Here is an 18,691-nt window from a genome sequence, read left to right on the forward strand (position 1 = left end):
ACTTTCTAATAATTAGTATGCAACTCGCTTTTCTTCATATGCTCTAATTTGATCTTCATATTGGAAAGTAAGCGAAATCTCATCCCATCCATTTAAAAGCATCTGCTTGTAATATGGATCGATGTTAAAGCTATATATTTTTCCTTCTGAATCTGTAACTGTTTGCGCTTCTAGATTAACTTCTACATGATAAGGATTTTCCAAGCCTTTTGCTAAGATTTCATCACATTCTGATTCTGTTAACTTAATAGGTAGGATTCCATTTTTGAAACAGTTGTTATGGAAAATATCCGCAAAGCTTGGTGCAATTACTACTCGGAATCCATAGTCTAAAATTGCCCAAGGAGCATGTTCACGGGAAGAACCGCAGCCAAAGTTGTCTTGTGCAACTAGAATTTCGGAGCTATGATATTCAGGTCTATTTAAAACGAAGTCCGAAATTTCATTTCCCTGTTCATCAAAACGCCAATGATAGAATAAAAAACGGCCAAAGCCAGTTCTTTCGATACGTTTTAAAAATTCCTTTGAAATAATTTGATCTGTATCAACATTTTTACGATCTAATGGTGTAATAATACTACTTACAATATTAATAGGTTCCATTTTCTCCACTCCTAGCCTCTTATACTACTTGCTTAACATAATTTCGCACGTCAACAAAGTGACCTTCAATTGCCGCTGCTGCTGCCATAGCAGGACTAACTAAATGTGTACGAGCACCTGCTCCTTGACGACCTTCGAAATTACGATTTGATGTAGAAGCACATCTTTCACCAGACGGAACGATGTCCTCATTCATACCTAGACAAGCAGAACATCCAGATTCGCGCCATTCAAAGCCAGCATCTAAGAAAATTTTGTCTAAGCCCTCTTTTTCAGCATCGGCTTTCGTAGAGTATGAACCTGGAACTACTATAGCTTTTACACCGGGTGCAACCTTTTTGCCTTCTACAATACTTGCTGCCGTACGTAAATCCGATAGACGAGAATTTGTACAAGAACCTATAAATACATGCTGTATTTCAATTGAAGAAATTGGTTGACCTTCTTCTAATCCCATATAAGTAAGTGCTTTTTTAAGAGCGGATTTATCTGATTCTGAATTATAATCAGCAGTTGTTGGAACCGTTTTTGATACCCCTGTTCCCATTGAGGGATTTGTACCCCAAGTAACAATTGGTTCAATTTCTTCTGCATCGATTTCTAGTACAACATCATATGAACAGTCGGGATCAGAAGCTAAACTTAACCAGTAATTAGCCGCTTCTTCAAATCGTTCATTACTTGGAGCGAATCGGCGTCCACGAAGGAAATCGACAGTCTTTTGGTCTGGAGAAATAAGTCCGGCCTTTGCCCCACCTTCAATCGACATATTACAAATTGTCATACGTTCTTCCATACTAAGGTTACGAATTGCTTCACCTGTGTATTCAACAATATGACCTGTACCAAATCCAATTCCCCACTTCGCAATAATTGCCAGAATAATATCCTTAGCGGCAACACCGACACCAAGCTTTCCATTCACACGAATTTCCATCGTTGGTGGCTTTGATTGCCATAAAGTTTGAGTGGAAAGAACATGTTCAACCTCGGAAGTCCCAATACCGAAAGCTAAAGCGCCAAATGCACCATGCGTCGAGGTATGTGAGTCACCACAAACAATCGTTTTGCCTGGCTGTGTTAACCCAAGCTCTGGACCAATAACGTGAACAATTCCTTGATCCGGATGGCCAATATCAGCTAGTTGAATTCCAAATTCTTTTGCATTTTCTGCTAATGTCATAATTTGTTTTTTGGCAATTGGATCATTGATGGTTGGTAAGTTTTTTGTTGGTACATTATGATCCATCGTTGCAAAACAAAGATCTGGACGGCGTACTTTTCTGCCTGCTAAACGTAACCCTTCAAATGCTTGCGGAGATGTTACTTCGTGAATCAAATGAAGATCGATATAAAGTAAATCCGGTTTCCCAACTTCTTGATATACAATATGTGAATCCCAAATTTTTTCTATAATATTTTTTGCCATTTTCTTCACCAATCCTTAAATATATGATTCCATAATACTATCTGCAACGAAACTAGTATCAATCTCAGCGATTACTTTATCCGTCCATTCATCAGTTGTTAGTGCACGGCTATTATCTTTCACTAAGTCTGCTGTGTAGTAACCATCATCAAATACACTGCTTACTGCACGTTCGATTTCTGTTGCTTCCTCTTGAAGGTCAAAGGAATATCTTAGCATCATTGCAACCGATAGTATCGTTGCTGCCGGATTTGCAATTCCCTGACCTGCAATTTCTGGTGCAGAACCATGAACAGGCTCATACAGACCGAAATTATCACTACGTATTGAGGCGGATGGTAGCACGCCAAGTGAACCTGTAATGACAGATGCTTCATCACTTAAAATATCTCCGAACATATTATCTGTTACAACCACATCATAGTGACCAGGGTTAGTGATTAATTTCATCGCAACGGAGTCAACTAAATTATGTTCAACCTCAACTTCTGGATATTGTTGTTTTTTCTCTTCGACAATTTGGCGCCATAGTCTTGAGGTTTCAAGAACATTTGCTTTATCAACCGAACATAGTTTACCTTTTCGCAGTTTTGCTAGTACAAAGGCGTTATCAATAATGCGCTCAATCTCTTCGCGTGTGTATATATTTAAATCGCTAGCTTGGGATTCTGAACGATTTTTTTCACCGAAATAGATTCCGCCTGTTAGTTCGCGAACAATCATCAAATCAACATTTTCCGCTACTTCGCGTTTCAATGGAGAGGCATCCAGTAAGCTTCCGAATGCTTTTACCGGTCTTAGATTTGCAAATAAATCAAAGGTTTTACGAATTCGAAGCAATCCTTTCTCGGGACGTAAATCTGCAGGATTGTTATCCCATTTCGGCCCTCCTACTGCTCCCAGAAGAATTGCATCACTTTCCATACACATCTCAATTGTTTCTATTGGAAGTGGGTCTTGGAATTGATCAATTGCAGCCCCACCAATTGCTGCATATCCTAGTTGGAAATCATGTTTGTATCGTTTTGCAATCACTTGTAAAACTCGTATTGCAGCCGCAACAACTTCTGGTCCAATTCCATCACCAGGAAGTACCGTAATTTTCTTTTCCATCTGCAAAACACCTTTCTATACTGTTTTTACGCTAAAGCGCTAGTTTAAAGAAATGCCACCAAAGCAAGTCTTTGATGGCGTTTTCCTTGTCGATTTGAGTTTAACAAATTGCATAACCAATCATATGAAACCACTTGTAGCCTTATCCAAAAATCTGCTAAATGAATGAATGAACGATCAAACCTCTGCTGTTTGCTTACCACGTATACTTTCTTGTATTAAATGGCGATTAATTGCATTTAAATATGCTTTAGCTGTTGCTTCAAGTACATCTTGAGAAGCATCGCGCCCTGTTGACGTATAACCGTTATATCTTAAATTTACAAGTGCCTCACCTAATGCATCTCTACCTTTTCCTACTGATTTAACGCGGAAGTCAAGGATATTTACTGTTGCATTCACTAATTGTTCAAGAGTATTGAATATCGCTTCTACAGAGCCAGATCCAGTAGCAGCTAAAGTTTTTAAAGCTCCTTCCGGTGTTAATACAGATGCTGTAGCAGTTGGAATGTTTTCTGTTCCATAAGAAACTTGAACTGATTTCAATTCGAATAATGGAATGTCTTCAATTGATACCTGCTGCTCAGTCAGAAGGGTAACTAAATCTTCTTCGGTAATTTCCTTTTTACGGTCGGCAAGTTTTTTGAATTCCTGGAATGCTTTATTTAATTTTTCATCTGATAAGTCAAAGCCCATTTTTTCTGCGCGATCACGGAATGCTGCACGCCCAGAGTGTTTACCTAAAACTAGAGGAACCTCGCCCTCACCAACTAATTCAGGTGAAATAATCTCATAGGTTTCTTTATTTTTTAATACACCATCTTGGTGAATACCTGATTCATGCGCAAATGCATTTTTCCCAACAACGGCTTTATTAGGTTGAATGACAACGCCTGTTAAACGGCTAACTAATTGAGACGTTCGTTTAATTTCCTTTAGGTTCAAGCCTGTTTCAACTTGGTAAAGATCGTTACGGATATGCATGGCGACTCCAATTTCTTCTAATGAAGCATTACCAGCACGTTCACCGATACCATTGATGGTACATTCCACTTGGTCAGCACCATTTTGAATTGCTGCAATTGAGTTCGCTACTGCCATACCAAGATCATCATGGCAATGAGCAGAAAATTTCACTTTTTCAGCACCGCGAACATTCTCACGCAAGAATTTGAAAAGTTCACCGTATTCTTGGGGGGAAGCATATCCAACAGTATCAGGAACATTTACAGTCGTAGCACCAGCTTCTATTACCTTTTCAATTATTCGAACTAAGAATTCACGATCTGAACGGAACCCATCTTCAGCAGACCATTGAACAAGCGGAAAGAATTTTTTCGCATATTTCACGGCTTCTACCGCTTGTTCGACAACTTGATCTGGTGATTTTTTTAATTTATATTCCATATGAATCGGACTTGTTGCCAAAAATACATGAATATGTGGTTGTTCAGCTTCTTTAATAGCTTCCCAGGTAGCATCAATGTCGTTTTTCACACAGCGAGCAAGACCCGTAACAATGGAATTTTTAACAGTTTTTGCTATTTTGTTAACCGCTTCGAAATCACCAGGGCTTGAAGCAGGAAAACCTGCTTCAATAATGCTTACGCCTAGACGTTCCAGTTGCTTAGCGATTTCGATTTTTTCTGCAGTATTTAAGTTAATACCAGCTGACTGTTCTCCATCACGTAGAGTCGTATCAAAAATATCAATCTTGCGCACTACTTAATCACCACTTTTTTCTTGCCTTCATTAATGAATGGCATCATTTCACGTAATTTTGATCCTACTTCTTCAATTTGGTGTTCTGCACCTGCTTTTTTGTATGCATTATAACGTGGGCGACCAGTTTCATTTTCTTTAATCCAATCTTTAGCAAAAGTACCGTCTTGGATATCTGTTAATACTTCTTTCATTCGCGCTTTTACTGATGCATCAATAATACGAGGACCTGTTACATAATCTCCCCATTCTGCAGTATCCGAAACAGAGTAACGCATTGTCTCCATACCACCTTCATAGATAAGGTCAACGATTAATTTTAATTCATGTAAAGTTTCGAAATAGGCTAACTCAGGTTGATATCCAGCTTCTACTAACGTTTCGAAACCAGCTTTGATTAATTCTGTTGTGCCACCGCAAAGTACTGCTTGCTCACCGAAAAGGTCAGTTTCTGTTTCTTCTTTAAATGTAGTCTCCAACATTCCTGCACGGGCAGCACCAACACCCTTACCATAAGCTAAAGCAAGATCGCGTGCTTGACCTGTAGCATTTTGATAGATTGCGAATAGTGCTGGAACACCTGCACCTTGAACGAAAGTACGTCGAACTAAATGACCAGGACCTTTTGGTGCAACCAGAAATACATCCACATCAGCTGGAGGTACGATTTGACCAAAGTTAATGTTAAAGCCATGAGCGAACATTAATGCTTTACCTGGTTCTAGGTACGGTGCAATTTCAGCTTCATAAACTTGTTTTTGTCTTTCATCAGGAAGTAGGATTTGGATGATATCAGCCTCGCTTGCAGCTTCTGCAACTGTTTTCACATCTAATCCATCTTCTTTTGCTTGGTCAAATGACTTACCTGGACGAACTCCAACTACTACATTAAAACCAGAATCCTTTAGATTTTGCGCGTGTGCATGGCCTTGTGATCCGTAACCGATAATTGCGATTTTCTTTCCTTTTAATGGAGCCTCATTAATTTCGTTTTGATAGTACATTTTTGTCATTTTCATTTCCTCCTAATATTGGGTTCTATTTTTTAAATACCAGATAACACGCTTATAAACGTATCATCGATTTATATACTAACTATCTAGTAAGTACACTTACTAAAGAATAGAAAGTTGCGGTGTTTCAATTGGTTGAGTCTCGCGAACAGATGCAGTAACACCTGCTCGCGTTAATTCTTTAATGCCATATGGTCGAATTAATTCAATAAATGCATCGATTTTGTCAGGATGACCGACTACCTGATATGTGACAACATTTTTGGACGTGTCGATAATTTGTGGCCTAAATGGTTCAACAATAGAATTCATTTCATGCCTTAGATTAGCTGGCGAGACGACTTTAATAAGGGCTAATTCTCTTAAAACAATTGATTTTTCAGTAATATCGTTCACTTTTAAAACATCAATTTGCTTTGATAATTGTTTGATCAATTGTTCGAGCTTTGTTTCATCTGCCACGTTTACAACAAAGGTCATTTTAGAAATGTTCACTTGTTCTGTGTGGCCAACCGTAATGGATTCGATGTTAAATTGACGTTTCATCAGTAAACCCGTAACGCGATTTAGTACGCCACTTTGGTTTAATACAGTAACTGTTATAACTCGTTTCAAAATTTCTTCACCCCTACAATATCATCCAAAGATTTTCCAGCTGGAACCATTGGATAAACGTTTTCTAACTGCTTAACTCTTGCATCAATTACTACAGGTTCATCGGAATTTAATGCTTCTTCTAATAATGACTGTGCCTCATCCATTGTATTAATGCGGTAACCCTTTACTCCGTATGCCTCTGCTAGTTTCACGAAATCAGGTTGTACAGGCATTAAACTCTGTGAATAGCGACCATCATAGAATAGCTGTTGCCATTGACGTACCATTCCCAGTGCACCGTTATTCACAATGACAACTTTTACAGGTAGATTAAATTCATTCAGTAAGGCCAGCTCTTGTAATGTCATTTGGAAGCCGGCATCTCCACAAAATGTAACTACTTTCTTGTCTGGCTTAGCGAATTGAGCACCGATTGCAGCAGGGAATCCAAAGCCCATTGTGCCAAGACCACCTGATGTTACCCATTGATGATCATGATTTAATTTATAATATTGTGCAGCCCACATTTGATGCTGCCCTACATCCGTTGTTACAATCGCATCCCCATTTGTGATTGTGTGAACCATCTCAATAATTTGTTGAGGTAAAATTTCCTTTTCATCTTCTACATACCAATAAGGAGTATCTTGTTGTTTTGAGTAGAGATATGCTAACCAGTCCGTAGTATCCGGCCCCTCAAAATCTTTCTTAAGTAAGGCATTTAATGCTTCCTTTGCATCTGCCACGATCGGAATATCGGTTGGAATATTTTTACCAATCTCTGCAGGGTCGATATCAATATGAATAATTGTTGCTTTAGGTGCAAATAACTTTGTATCTCCTGTGAGACGATCATCAAAACGGGCACCGATATTAATAAGCAAATCCGCTTTTTGGATAGCATCATTCGCGACAGCAGCACCATGCATACCCGCCATGCCAAAGTTTAATTCGTGCTGTCCATGAATACTGCCTAAACCAAGCAACGTATTAATAACAGGCAGTTTGTATTTTTCCGCAAATTCAGTTAATTCGTTGCGAGCATCAGCAAATAATACACCGGCTCCTGCTAGAACCAATGGCTGTTTGGATTCACTGATTGCTTGAATCGCTTTTTGGATTTGTAGAAAATTAGGTTTTGTATTTGGTTGGTATCCCGGTAAATATAATTCTTCTTCTCTACTAGCCTCAGCCAATGCTTCATCAAATACTGAAGCAGATATATTTTTTGGGAAGTCAATTAACACTGGACCTTTACGACCACTGTTGGCAATATGGAACGCTTCTTTTACAATACGTGGTATGTCGTTCACATCTTGGACTTGGTAATTATGCTTTGTAATTGGAGTTGTAATTCCCATAATGTCAGCTTCTTGGAAAGCATCAGAGCCAATTACATCTGTTGCCACTTGACCAGTGAAAATGACTAATGGAATTGAATCAATCATTGCATCGGCAATACCAGTAACTAGGTTAGTAGCTCCAGGACCACTTGTTGCGATAACAACACCCGTTTTATTTAACACACGTGCATAACCTTCTGCTGCATGAATTGCTCCCTGTTCATGCCTTGTTAAAATGTGTCGAATCGGATTTCTGTACAATGCGTCATATACATTTAAAACAGCACCACCAGGATAGCCAAAAATTATATCTACTTTTTGATCATGTAATGCTTGAATTAAAACATCTGCACCGTTTCTTGGTTTACTTTCTACTTCAGGTTGTAATTGAGCTGTAGTGTTTGTATCTTTTATTTCATTGGTTGTGGATACGTTGGCAGCCATTTGTTAACTCCTCCCTTAATTTTAAAAAAATAAAAAAGCCCTTTTCTCCAACGCAAAGAAAACCTTTACGTAGGGATGAAAAAGACTTTCATGGTACCACCCTTGTTCATAGCTAAATAAGCTACCTCGCGAATAGTGGGAAATGCCAATCTACAAAGAACATTCTAAATAATAAGAAAATTCCAAGTGCAACAAGATTTAGCACACTATTCATTAATAACGAGCATTTCGAAACATGCCCGGAGCTATCTAATTGCGAACTCGCGTTTAATAGCTCACTCCGAGGGGATGTCGGATATAGTTGCATCGTCGGCTTCCAGCAATACCGACTCTCTGGTAGATACAAGACTCTATAACCTTTTACCTCATCATCGAATTATCTATTCACTTACAACATTATTAGTATTACTTTGCTTAACTATACCATTAAAACTTTACTACGATGAATTATATTTTCATTACTCCACCTTTAGAAGCATTTGTAACAAGTTTTGAATATCTTGCTAGCCAACCAGTTTTAATTTTTGGTTCGAATGGTTTTAGGTTTAGACGACGTTCGGTTAATACTTCTTCTGATACATCTAGATTAATGGTTCTATTCGGCAAGTCAATGATTAATTTATCGCCATTTTCAATTAGTGCAATCGGACCACCTTCTGCAGCCTCAGGCGAAATATGACCAATGGAAATACCACGGGATGCACCACTAAAACGTCCATCTGTTATTAAAGCAACCTTTGTACCTAATCCGCGCCCCATTATAGCAGATGTCGGGGCAAGCATTTCAGGCATTCCTGGCCCACCTTTAGGTCCTTCATAGCGAATAACTACAACATGCCCTTCTTTTACAGTTCCATTATCAATGGCAGCCTGTGCTTCATCTTGTGAATCAAACACAATAGCATCCCCAACAAAAGTTTGAATGGAAGGGTCAACCGCACCTACTTTAATAACTGAACCTTCAGGAGCAATGTTTCCATAGAGTACAGATAGGCCTCCAACTGGACTGAAAGGATTGTCCTTCGTACGTATTACTTGATCATTTGTAATTACATGATCCTTAACAAGTTCACGCATCGTCTTTCCAGCAACAGTGATACGATCTGGGTGGATAGCATCTGGAATCTTTGTTAGCTCATTAATGATGGAGCTAACGCCACCAGCTTTATTGATGTCATCCATTGAAATATCTGATGCCGGCATGATTTTCGCTAAGTAAGGCACACGAGCTGCAACTATGTTAATATCCTCTAAGTTATAGTCAATTTCTGCCTCATTTGCAATTGCCAATGTATGAAGGACTGTATTTGTTGATCCACCCATTGCCATATCTAAAGCAAATGCATCATCAATCGCTTCTTTTGTTATAATATCTCGAGGTTTGATATCTTCTTTAATCATACGGACTAATTGCTTAGCCGCTTCACGAATAAGTTCGTAACGCTGTTCACTTGTAGCTACAATTGTACCGTTACCAGGTAGTGCTACACCAAGCATCTCCATTAAACAGTTCATAGAGTTTGCTGTAAACATTCCTGAGCAAGAACCACATGTAGGACATGCATTATTTTCTATATCCAATAGTTCTTCGGCGGACATTGTACCAGATTTATGAGCACCTACACCTTCAAAAACAGATGTTAATGAAAGTTGTTTACCTGATGCTGATATCCCCGCTTCCATCGGACCACCTGATACGAATATCGATGGTACATTCGTACGTACAGCAGCCATTAACATACCTGGTGTGATTTTGTCACAATTTGGAATGTAAAACACACCATCAAACCAGTGTGCATTAATAACAGTTTCTGCAGAATCCGCAATTAACTCACGACTCGGCAAGGAGTACCTCATACCAATATGCCCCATTGCAATTCCGTCATCAACACCAATTGTATTAAATTCGAACGGAATTCCACCAGCTTCGATAATAGCTTCTTTTACAACATCAGCAAATCCACGTAAGTGAACGTGTCCGGGAATAATGTCAATGTATGAATTACACACACCGATAAATGGTTTTCCAAGATCTTTTGCTTTTACTTTTCCAGTAGCATATAAAAGACTGCGGTGAGGAGCACGATCAACTCCTACTTTAATCATGTCACTTCTCATTTTGAAACGCCCCTCAGTAATATCTATTACTTTATCAAAAGATAGATAGAATTAATTAATTTACAACCAGTAACATTTAAGTTACATGATTGTGTTCGTTTTTAAATTACGAACTTCTTAAATTGTTGCTATCATAGTACAAAAAAGTAATAGTAGTCAATATAATTTTTAGAATTATTTAAACAATTCTAAAAATTCTATTTTCATGAAATCGTTTACATACTCACTATTGCTTTAAATTTTCTACTTTAATTAATTTTTTCGAAATTTTGACAAATTATTATTTTCTTTAATTGAGCATATTAAAATTTATAAATTCAATAATAAATGTATTTTAAAAAATTCATCCTCTTCAACTGTTATGTCATGTAAGTTTTTATATGAAAATAATAAAAGTCTAGCTAAAGATAGCTAGACTAACGAAATGCATATTATTTTACGTACAACAGATCAAATGAGAGGTTTAACAATATGACGGCGTGTAGAAAGGCGATTACAAATCCTTGGCGATTTAATTTCTTCATTACTTTCATATTCATTTAAAACACCCCATTATAAATGATTTTTTGTACTGCTTGAAGAAATTATACTCCTACAGTTTTAAAAAATCAAAACTTTTTGAACAAATTGTGAATTTTTATTTTTCTCCAATTTCCTTGTTCTATCACAATTAAATTTTCTATATGCATTCATTTTATTAAAAATGCGCATATTACCTATTGAAAAGGTGTATTAACTGTACGTGTAAAAAAAAATTAGTTTAGAATGTCGATTTTTAGGTTATAAGTTAGTACACGCTTTTAACAAAAAAAAAGGAGTTGACAATCATATGATGAGTTTCATCTGGTTTTTAATTATTGGCGGTGTACTAGGTTGGTTAGCAGGAGTTATTATCGGTAGAGATGTTCCTGGCGGTATTATTGGTAATATTATTGCGGGTATTGTTGGTTCTTGGATTGGTAGTGCCATTTTAGGTAACTGGGGCTGGCAAGTATCTGACTTCTATGTATTCCCTGCACTTATTGGAGCAATCGTACTAATCTTTATTGTAAGCTTGATCATGCGCTCAATGAGAAAAGCAACTTAAATTAATTTAAAAAGAAAGAAGTCAGCGGCATTTTGGCAGCTGACTTCTTTTAATGTTCATTATAAACTGTTTGAATGAGATCCTCACTTACCTCTTCATATTGATGATAATAATATAAAATATCCTCAACGTATTGCTCACTGTGATTATAATTAAAAATTGCTTTTTTAAGTTCCCCTTCAGATGCACCCGAACGGGATAAATAATTTGCTGCACTATAAATTGCATCTTCAATATCAAATGGATCTGCGACACCATCTCCATTTGCATCCACTCCGTAACCGCCGTATTTTTTAATAATATTTGGATCTGTTTTTTCAGAGTCTGGAATGTTGCCTTCTCCTAGATCTGAGCAAGTTGGATGACTCCACCCAACAAAAGTACAAGGCATAAATTGCATATGTCCTTCTGCCCCAACCGGAGATACAAGAGATTTCATTGTTGAAAACCGAGTTTCCACACGATGGTGTGCAGCTAAAAGTGTCCAAGGGATATCATATTTTTCAGCAGCTGCTATATAGATTGGAATATTTTCTTCCGGGATTTGAAGATCGAACTTAGATTGTATTTTTTCAACTTCACTTTGTGAAAAGCTTTGAATGATCGGTAGGTTTCGTAGACTCTCCCAAGTAAAAAAGACAAGTGAATAAACCGTAATCGAAATGGGGATTAATAGCATGATAAGGAATAATTTTACACCAGGTGTAATTATTGGCTTTTTCAATTTTTTCTTTTTCTTATTTTTTTTCATTTTAGCCACACCCACAATGATTCCCTCGTCAATTCCTATGACTTAAGACATATTTCGATCAATTTCATATAAGAATAATAGATTCTAACGAAGTACCATTTTATACTAAATAAATATTAAAATGCAAGGAGATGCAATATATGTGGAAAGAATTTAAACAATTTGCTATGAAGGGCAATATTCTTGATTTAGCTATTGGGGTTGTAATAGGTGCTGCATTTGGTAAAATTGTAACCTCATTAGTAGAAAATATTATCATGCCTATTGTCGGTATGCTAACTGGTGGTGTGGATTTAACGCAAAGTTTTATGTTTGGCCATGGAGATGCCCAAATAAAACTTGGTGTATTTATACAGTCTATTTTTGACTTTTTGATTATTTCTTTTTCTATCTTTATAGCCCTTCGTGTTATCAATAAAATAAATCGTAAAAAGAAAGAGGAAGCCGTAGAAGAACCAACAGCTCCTGAACTTGATGCGAAGGAAGAGCTTTTAAAAGAGATTAGGGACTTACTAAAAAATCAAGGATAAAATGCAGGGTGTTTAACCATCTAAGGTTGGACACCTTTTTAATAAGAATTATTTAGAATATCCAATTAAATATTTATTTATAATAGAGAGTGTTGTTTTCACTACTTTATCATGATAAATTGTAATAATAATCAATAAAATTGATTTATCATAATATTTCGTAGAATGCATCTTCAAAAGAAAGAGTGAGAAAAGTGACAAAACGTTCAATTGAAACGAAACTAGTTCAATTAGGTAATTTAAGTGATCCTAAAACAGGAGCCGTTAATCCTCCCATTTATATGTCAACTGCGTATAAGCATGCTGGAATTGGTCAATCCACAGGGTACGATTATACACGTACTAAAAATCCAACACGAGAAATTTTAGAAAAAGGGATTGCCGATTTAGAAAATGGAGATGCAGGTTTTGCATGTAGCTCAGGAATGGCTGCTGTACAACTTATCTTATCTCTCTTCAAGCCAGGCGATGAAATTATTGTTCCAGATGATATTTATGGCGGTACTTATCGATTATTAAAAACATTTAGTGAAACTTATAACATTAATCCTGTATATTTTGCATCTCTAGAAGATGTTGAAGAATTAATTAATGAAAATACGAAAGCGATTTTCTTAGAAACACCTACGAATCCATTAATGTTAGAATTTGATTTAGACAAATTTGCTAATCTATGTAAAAAACATAATTTATTATTTATCGTAGACAATACTTTCTATACACCTTACTTCCAACGACCAATTGAACATGGCGCTGATATTGTGTTACATAGTGCAACAAAATATATTGCAGGCCATAACGATGTATTAGCAGGACTAGTTGTTGCTAAAGGTCAAGAATTATGCGAGAGGTTAGGCTTTGCTCATAATGGTATGGGATTAGTCCTGTCACCAATGGATAGCTGGTTAGTAATAAGAGGATTAAAAACTATGCATCTCCGTTTAAAACAGCATGATTCAAACGGAAAACAAGTTGCTGCTTATTTAAATACAGAACCACTTGTAACAGATGTACTATACACTGGAAAAGGTGGAATGCTTTCTTTCCGTGTAAAAGATGCTGAAATGGTGAATCCATTCTTGCAAAAAATTCAATTAATCACATTTGCTGAAAGTCTTGGTGGTGTTGAAAGCTTTATCACCTACCCTGCCACTCAAACTCATGCAGATATTCCATATGAAGAACGCGTTGCTCGTGGTGTAGACGACCGTTTACTGCGTTTCTCCGTGGGTGTAGAAGAAGCAGATGACATCATCGCAGATCTTAAACAAGTATTTGAACAGTTAAGAAAAGAATTTTAAAAAAAGCGTGGGGTTAAACAAAACTCCACGCTTTTCCTATTTAACCCCGATGAGCCCCATCTTGAAGCAATTTCATTAATGAAATGCATGCCATTTCGTTTAAATTTATTGATTTAATGGTCAAATCGTGTGTGCTCGGAAATATCGCTTAAGGCTTCTCCTGCTTCATTTGCATAAATATTTTCGCTAGCTAAATCACCAATGGCAATAATCCCTACAATATCTCCATTTTCTAATACAGGAATACGACGAATTTGATGCTGTGACATCATTTTTGCACACTCATGAACATCTGTATCTGTCGTACACGTCACAACATCTGTTGTCATACAGTCATGACAATGTACAGTATTCGTATCTTTTCCATCTGCTACTACATTAACAACAATATCACGGTCTGTAATAATTCCTACTACTTTATTGTTCTCACATACCGGCACTGAACCACACTCGATATCACGCATGATTTTAGCAGCTGCAGTCACAGAATCATGAGGTGCACACACTTTAATATTTGTAGTCATTAATTCTTTTACAGTCTTCATTTCATAACCTCCAATTTTAATTTTGACTTCTTTATTTTCTGTTATCTTCAATAAATTATTCTTATAAAAGTGCTTTATCGTAAAAAAAGAGCCAGACTTTAAAAGTCCAGCTCTTTTAGAAACTATTTTTTTCCTAAACGTTCTTCGATTAAAGTTTCAATGTCGATAGCAATTGTATCGTATGGAACATCTTCAGTACCTGAATAATTTTTTACTGCAATCCCATTTTCATCTACTAAGTAAAAGGACGATCCGTGCACAACTTGATCGCCTTCGGTTGGCATTTTTACGATTGATTTAAAAGAATTCACTGCAAATTGCTCAATCCATTTTTGGTCATATCCAGTTACTAAACTCCATTTCGATTCATCCGGTACTGTAAAGTGACTTAAATAATTTGAAAGTACTTCGGGAGAGTCGGTTGCAGGGTCAACTGAGAAACCTACAATATTATAATCTTCAACCCCACGTTCTTCAAGTTTCGTTTGAATTTCTGTCATATTAAATGTCATTGGCTGACAAATGGTTGTACAGTTTGTAAAAATGAACATAGCTAACCAAGGCTTCCCTTTTAAACTTTCAAGCGTTACTTCTTCACCTTTATGATTGGTTACAGTAAAATCATCAATTACATATTCTGTGTCTGCTTTAAATTTATAATTACTACATGCACTTAAGGCAACAGACAGAATTAATATTCCGATAAGGCCCACTAATTTCTTATTCAACAGTATTCAACTCCTCTTTACTCCTTTCATCTTATCGGAATACTTTGAAACGTACAACCAATCAATTTCATTCATATCGAACAAATTTGTGAAGAAAGCACTTATTTACTAGAATAATTTAATTCTCTTATTGGTGGTTCATTGAGATGAGAGCCGTGTGAATCGCCTCAAGTTTGGTTTCAATACGGTATAACAAGTAAAATGAAACCACTATCGGAAAACCAATTTCTTGAATCAATCGAACCCATTCCTCCATCAGCCTACCCTCCTTTAATAAAAAAGCCGACAAAATCATGTTGTGGATTTTGTCGGCTAACTCTTGTAAATGAATGACTTTAAGCTATTTCTATTTCAGAAACAGTTCGTTCCACAATACGCGCTTGATTGATAGCGACTAGACTACTTCCGCTATTATGAAAAATATTAGCGGAAATAATGGTTTGCATCACAGTTTCAACTTCAAGAGCGGTCAAATCTTCCCTCGGCTGGTCCACTGTTAATGTCATGGTTTTTCCGTTGGATGTGTCAAATTTCAATTCTAATACTTGTGTCATTTAATTCTCTCCTTCAAGTTAGTGTTTACATATCAACTGTTTCAGTTAATATTTTTTTCGTTAAAGACAATTCATAGTTTGAAAGACTTGCTAGAGCTTGAGCTACATCTAATACTTGAGAAGCTTCAACATTGTCGCGAACGTTACGGTAGGTTTTTGAAGTTACAATTGCTTTTCCAGATTCATCAACACCTGTTACATAAGAAAGTCTTAATGTTGCATTGTCAAAGTTAAATGATGCCATGCTTATCACCTCCTCTCACTTATTAAATATCTTTTTTCTTCAAAAAAAGAGACATTTAAAGTGAAAACTTTTCTTGTTCCTTTTATAATAAGAAATAGTGAAATTAAAGAGGTGAACGGTTTGAACTTGGAAGGTTGGTTTTTGTGGTTTATCCTATTTTGGGTCTTCGTCCTGATTACCCTTATGGGAATAGGCGGATTCTTTATGTTCCGCAAATTTTTAAAGGCATTGCCAAAAAAAGACGGGAAGTCCGATTTGGACTGGCAGAATTACTATCTAGATAAAACAATTCATTTATGGGGAGAAGATACAAAAGAATTACTAAATGAATTGGTAAGCCCCGTACCTGATTTATTTCGTCAAGTTGCAAAGGAGAAGATTGCCGGAAAAATTGGTGAGATTGCTTTAAAAGAAAAGGCTAAATTGATTACACATGACCTTCTAATTCGAGGTTATATTTTAGCAACTCCAAAACGTGATCATAAGTTTTTAAGAAAAAAACTAGATGAATTAAATATTGATGTTACTCCTTATGAACATTTTTTTGAGTAACATTACCTACATAACACTAAACGGGACCTTCATAAATAGAAGATCCCGTTTTGTTTAAGCAGTTATTAAAGTTTTTTCAATTTTCTTATATCGGAATAACATGGCAAGTCTCCATGGCCATAGCATTGAAAAGGCAAGTATCCAAAACATTCCAGCTAATTCAAAGACATCAAATGAATCTGAAAGGTATACTTTCATTATTACTCGCAGAATTAATAAACCGGCCAATATAAAGAAAAATGCCTTTGAGCGTTTCATAAAAATTTCGGTATTCCGAACTTCAAATTTTGAAGTAGCAATCAATACCGTAGAAAATACAACCCCTACAGCAACCGCTTCTAAAATTTGAATTGGTGATACATGGAACTCCTCAAAAATAAACATTAATCCTCCAGAAGACATGGCAATTGGAGGGATTAGTATTTTTTTTGCGTTAACAGGTTTCTTTTGGGAACGAATACGTACAAACATTACAAATAAACCCATTAAAAATGCCATAACTGTTGATCCAATAATAAAATATTGAGAAGGTATATTTGCTAACATAACTCTTCCCTCCTCTGTAAATCTCTCTCTCATGGTATTATCATTACCTGAATTGATACTTTATATCCAATTAAGGTGAATAAGATAAATAACGTATTGATAATACCCTATTTATAAAAATTTTTCCACACTAAGCATATTAAGATAATTCTTTTTTTTTATTCCCATCTTGCAATGATTCTCAAATACAAAAAACCTGCTATTTGATAGCAGGTTTCATACTCTAAAGCTCCTCATAACCTAAAATATTATTGACAACCGTTTTTAATTGATTTTTTTCAAAAGGTTTGGTGATAAAGTCTTTTGCGCCAGCCTCTATAGCTTCAACAATTATTCTCTGTTGTCCAAGTGCTGTCATCATAATTATATTAGCAGCTGGATGTGCAGGAATTATTTCTTTTACCGCATCTAATCCAGACATACCGGGCATTGTAATATCCATCGTAACAAGATCTGGCTTATATTTGTCGTACAGTTCGACAGCTTCTCTCCCATTAGAAGCTTCTCCAACGATATCAAAGCCCCACTCTTTAAACATATTACCGACTGCAACTCTCATAAAAAGTGCGTCATCAACTATTAATACTGTTGGCATTCTTCATTCCCCTTTTTAATAAATCAATCTATACTTTGTTGTTAAAAGTTACTTAGAAATTTTTGATTAGAAGCCAGTGAATCCACCAAAAATTGGAGAAAGTATGCGAATAATATAATCTAAGCCATTAAAGAATAGTAAAATACCTACAGCGATCATGATATATCCGCCAACCTTAACGATTTTTTGACTATTTTTACGAATCCATCCTAGTTTTGAGATAAAGAACGATAAAACAAAGAATGGAATAGCAAAGCCAAAGTAATAAGCAAGCATATACCAAATACCTGATTCGGGATTTGCTCCAGCCAACGCAATAATGGATGCTAGGATTGGGCCTGTACAAGGTGTCCAACCTGCTGCAAATGCAATTCCAATCAATAAAGACCCAAAGTAACCAGATGGTCTATTTTTAAACTGAAATTTACGATCCTTCATTAAAAAGTCAATTTGTAATAAACCAACGATCATTAGACCGAATACGACAATTAGAATTGCCCCAATTTGTCTCATCAAAACTTGATAATTGAGGAAAAACTCTTTAGCTAATGAAGCACTAAAGCCAATAGCAATAAAAATAATAGAAAAACCAATTAAAAAGAATAACGTATGTAAAATTGCACGTTTTTGCAGCATACCTTTTTCATTTTTTAGTTCATCATAGCTCATACCTGTTATATACGATAGGAAGGCCGGATAGAGTGGTAACGTACATGGGGAGATAAAGCTTAAAAATCCCGCACCAAACGCTAAAAAGACATTCACATCTGTGTTCATGGTGTTCTCTCCTTACAATTAATGTCTTCATAGTACCAAAATTTCTCTATAAATGCTTTGAAATGGCTATGAAGATTTTTTGTCTAAAATGTGTAAGAA

At 36.2% G+C, this 18,691-nt stretch carries 21 protein-coding genes; 4 read left to right on the top strand and 17 right to left on the bottom strand.

Going from position 1 to position 18,691, the window contains the following annotated elements:
- Window positions 1-12: 12 nt before the first annotated feature.
- From leuD to ilvD, 8 genes are all read right to left on the bottom strand, one after another.
- Window positions 13-603: a 3-isopropylmalate dehydratase small subunit gene (gene leuD / locus C1N55_RS10670; RefSeq protein ID WP_137728806.1), complete on the bottom strand. Its 591-nt coding sequence runs from the start codon at window positions 601-603 to the stop codon at window positions 13-15.
- A 19-nt stretch (window positions 604-622) separates the two neighbouring features.
- Window positions 623-2,032: a 3-isopropylmalate dehydratase large subunit gene (leuC, locus tag C1N55_RS10675; RefSeq protein WP_137728807.1), complete on the bottom strand. Its 1,410-nt coding sequence runs from the start codon at window positions 2,030-2,032 to the stop codon at window positions 623-625.
- Window positions 2,033-2,047: 15 nt separating this feature from the next.
- A complete protein-coding gene (gene leuB / locus C1N55_RS10680) occupies window positions 2,048-3,145 on the bottom strand; it encodes a 3-isopropylmalate dehydrogenase (RefSeq protein WP_137728808.1) in 1,098 nt (365 codons plus the stop codon).
- 177 nt (window positions 3,146-3,322) lie between these two features.
- On the bottom strand, window positions 3,323-4,867 hold the full coding sequence (locus tag C1N55_RS10685; protein WP_137728809.1) for a 2-isopropylmalate synthase: 1,545 nt from the start codon (window positions 4,865-4,867) through the stop codon (window positions 3,323-3,325).
- Complete coding sequence (gene ilvC, locus C1N55_RS10690; RefSeq protein WP_137728810.1) at window positions 4,867-5,880, bottom strand: ketol-acid reductoisomerase; 1,014 nt, start codon at window positions 5,878-5,880, stop codon at window positions 4,867-4,869. The genes C1N55_RS10685 and ilvC overlap by 1 nt, the downstream gene beginning before the upstream one ends.
- Before the next feature lie 102 nt (window positions 5,881-5,982).
- The gene (gene ilvN / locus C1N55_RS10695; RefSeq protein ID WP_137728811.1) at window positions 5,983-6,495 is read right to left on the bottom strand and encodes an acetolactate synthase small subunit; all 513 of its coding nucleotides are present in this window, start codon (window positions 6,493-6,495) and stop codon (window positions 5,983-5,985) included.
- Complete coding sequence (gene ilvB / locus C1N55_RS10700; RefSeq protein WP_137728812.1) at window positions 6,492-8,264, bottom strand: biosynthetic-type acetolactate synthase large subunit; 1,773 nt, start codon at window positions 8,262-8,264, stop codon at window positions 6,492-6,494. The genes ilvN and ilvB overlap by 4 nt, the downstream gene beginning before the upstream one ends.
- Window positions 8,265-8,711: 447 nt before the next feature.
- Complete coding sequence (gene ilvD / locus C1N55_RS10705) at window positions 8,712-10,382, bottom strand: dihydroxy-acid dehydratase (RefSeq protein WP_137728813.1); 1,671 nt, start codon at window positions 10,380-10,382, stop codon at window positions 8,712-8,714.
- Window positions 10,383-11,214: 832 nt separating this feature from the next.
- On the opposite strand from ilvD, the gene C1N55_RS10710 reads away from it, so the two are divergent.
- Window positions 11,215-11,469 carry a GlsB/YeaQ/YmgE family stress response membrane protein gene (locus C1N55_RS10710; RefSeq protein WP_370452619.1) on the top strand — a complete coding sequence of 85 codons (255 nt, stop codon included), beginning with the start codon at window positions 11,215-11,217 and terminating at the stop codon, window positions 11,467-11,469.
- A 49-nt stretch (window positions 11,470-11,518) separates the two neighbouring features.
- Here the strand turns inward: C1N55_RS10710 and C1N55_RS10715 are convergent, their stop codons facing one another.
- On the bottom strand, window positions 11,519-12,220 hold the full coding sequence (locus C1N55_RS10715) for a lytic transglycosylase domain-containing protein (protein ID WP_137728815.1): 702 nt from the start codon (window positions 12,218-12,220) through the stop codon (window positions 11,519-11,521).
- Window positions 12,221-12,360: 140 nt separating this feature from the next.
- Between C1N55_RS10715 and mscL the strand changes: the two genes are divergently transcribed.
- Window positions 12,361-12,750, top strand: coding sequence for a large conductance mechanosensitive channel protein MscL (gene mscL, locus C1N55_RS10720; protein ID WP_137728816.1), 390 nt, complete (start codon window positions 12,361-12,363; stop codon window positions 12,748-12,750).
- Between the two features lie 194 nt (window positions 12,751-12,944).
- Complete coding sequence (locus C1N55_RS10725) at window positions 12,945-14,051, top strand: methionine biosynthesis PLP-dependent protein (RefSeq protein WP_137728817.1); 1,107 nt, start codon at window positions 12,945-12,947, stop codon at window positions 14,049-14,051.
- A 113-nt stretch (window positions 14,052-14,164) separates the two neighbouring features.
- On the opposite strand, the gene C1N55_RS10730 is transcribed toward C1N55_RS10725, so the two are convergent.
- The 5 genes from C1N55_RS10730 to C1N55_RS10750 form a co-directional block, all read right to left on the bottom strand.
- Window positions 14,165-14,596 carry a CBS domain-containing protein gene (locus C1N55_RS10730; protein ID WP_137728818.1) on the bottom strand — a complete coding sequence of 144 codons (432 nt, stop codon included), beginning with the start codon at window positions 14,594-14,596 and terminating at the stop codon, window positions 14,165-14,167.
- A gap of 122 nt (window positions 14,597-14,718) precedes the next feature.
- A complete protein-coding gene (locus C1N55_RS10735; RefSeq protein ID WP_137728819.1) occupies window positions 14,719-15,324 on the bottom strand; it encodes an SCO family protein in 606 nt (201 codons plus the stop codon).
- Between the two features lie 127 nt (window positions 15,325-15,451).
- Window positions 15,452-15,580, bottom strand: coding sequence for a YvrJ family protein (locus tag C1N55_RS10740; RefSeq protein ID WP_137728820.1), 129 nt, complete (start codon window positions 15,578-15,580; stop codon window positions 15,452-15,454).
- A 79-nt stretch (window positions 15,581-15,659) separates the two neighbouring features.
- Window positions 15,660-15,878 (bottom strand): DUF2922 domain-containing protein, encoded by a 219-nt coding sequence (locus C1N55_RS10745; RefSeq protein ID WP_137728821.1) that lies wholly within the window; start codon window positions 15,876-15,878, stop codon window positions 15,660-15,662.
- Between the two features lie 25 nt (window positions 15,879-15,903).
- A complete protein-coding gene (locus C1N55_RS10750; protein ID WP_137728822.1) occupies window positions 15,904-16,122 on the bottom strand; it encodes a DUF1659 domain-containing protein in 219 nt (72 codons plus the stop codon).
- Between the two features lie 120 nt (window positions 16,123-16,242).
- On the opposite strand from C1N55_RS10750, the gene C1N55_RS10755 reads away from it, so the two are divergent.
- Entirely contained in the window at window positions 16,243-16,674 is a 432-nt protein-coding gene (locus C1N55_RS10755; RefSeq protein WP_137730621.1) for a DUF2621 domain-containing protein, read from the top strand.
- A gap of 54 nt (window positions 16,675-16,728) precedes the next feature.
- Here C1N55_RS10755 and C1N55_RS10760 read toward each other — a convergent pair whose 3' ends face one another.
- The 3 genes from C1N55_RS10760 to C1N55_RS10770 all read right to left on the bottom strand — a co-directional run bounded on the left by C1N55_RS10760 (window position 16,729) and on the right by C1N55_RS10770 (window position 18,592).
- Window positions 16,729-17,220: a CcdC family protein gene (locus C1N55_RS10760; protein WP_137728823.1), complete on the bottom strand. Its 492-nt coding sequence runs from the start codon at window positions 17,218-17,220 to the stop codon at window positions 16,729-16,731.
- A gap of 223 nt (window positions 17,221-17,443) precedes the next feature.
- Window positions 17,444-17,815, bottom strand: coding sequence for a response regulator (locus C1N55_RS10765; protein WP_137728824.1), 372 nt, complete (start codon window positions 17,813-17,815; stop codon window positions 17,444-17,446).
- Window positions 17,816-17,881: 66 nt separating this feature from the next.
- A complete protein-coding gene (locus C1N55_RS10770; RefSeq protein ID WP_137728825.1) occupies window positions 17,882-18,592 on the bottom strand; it encodes a cytochrome c biogenesis CcdA family protein in 711 nt (236 codons plus the stop codon).
- Window positions 18,593-18,691: the final 99 nt, after the last annotated feature.

The sequence above is a fragment of the Lysinibacillus sp. SGAir0095 genome (genome assembly GCF_005491425.1).
Classification (GTDB): Bacteria; Bacillota; Bacilli; order Bacillales_A; family Planococcaceae; genus Ureibacillus.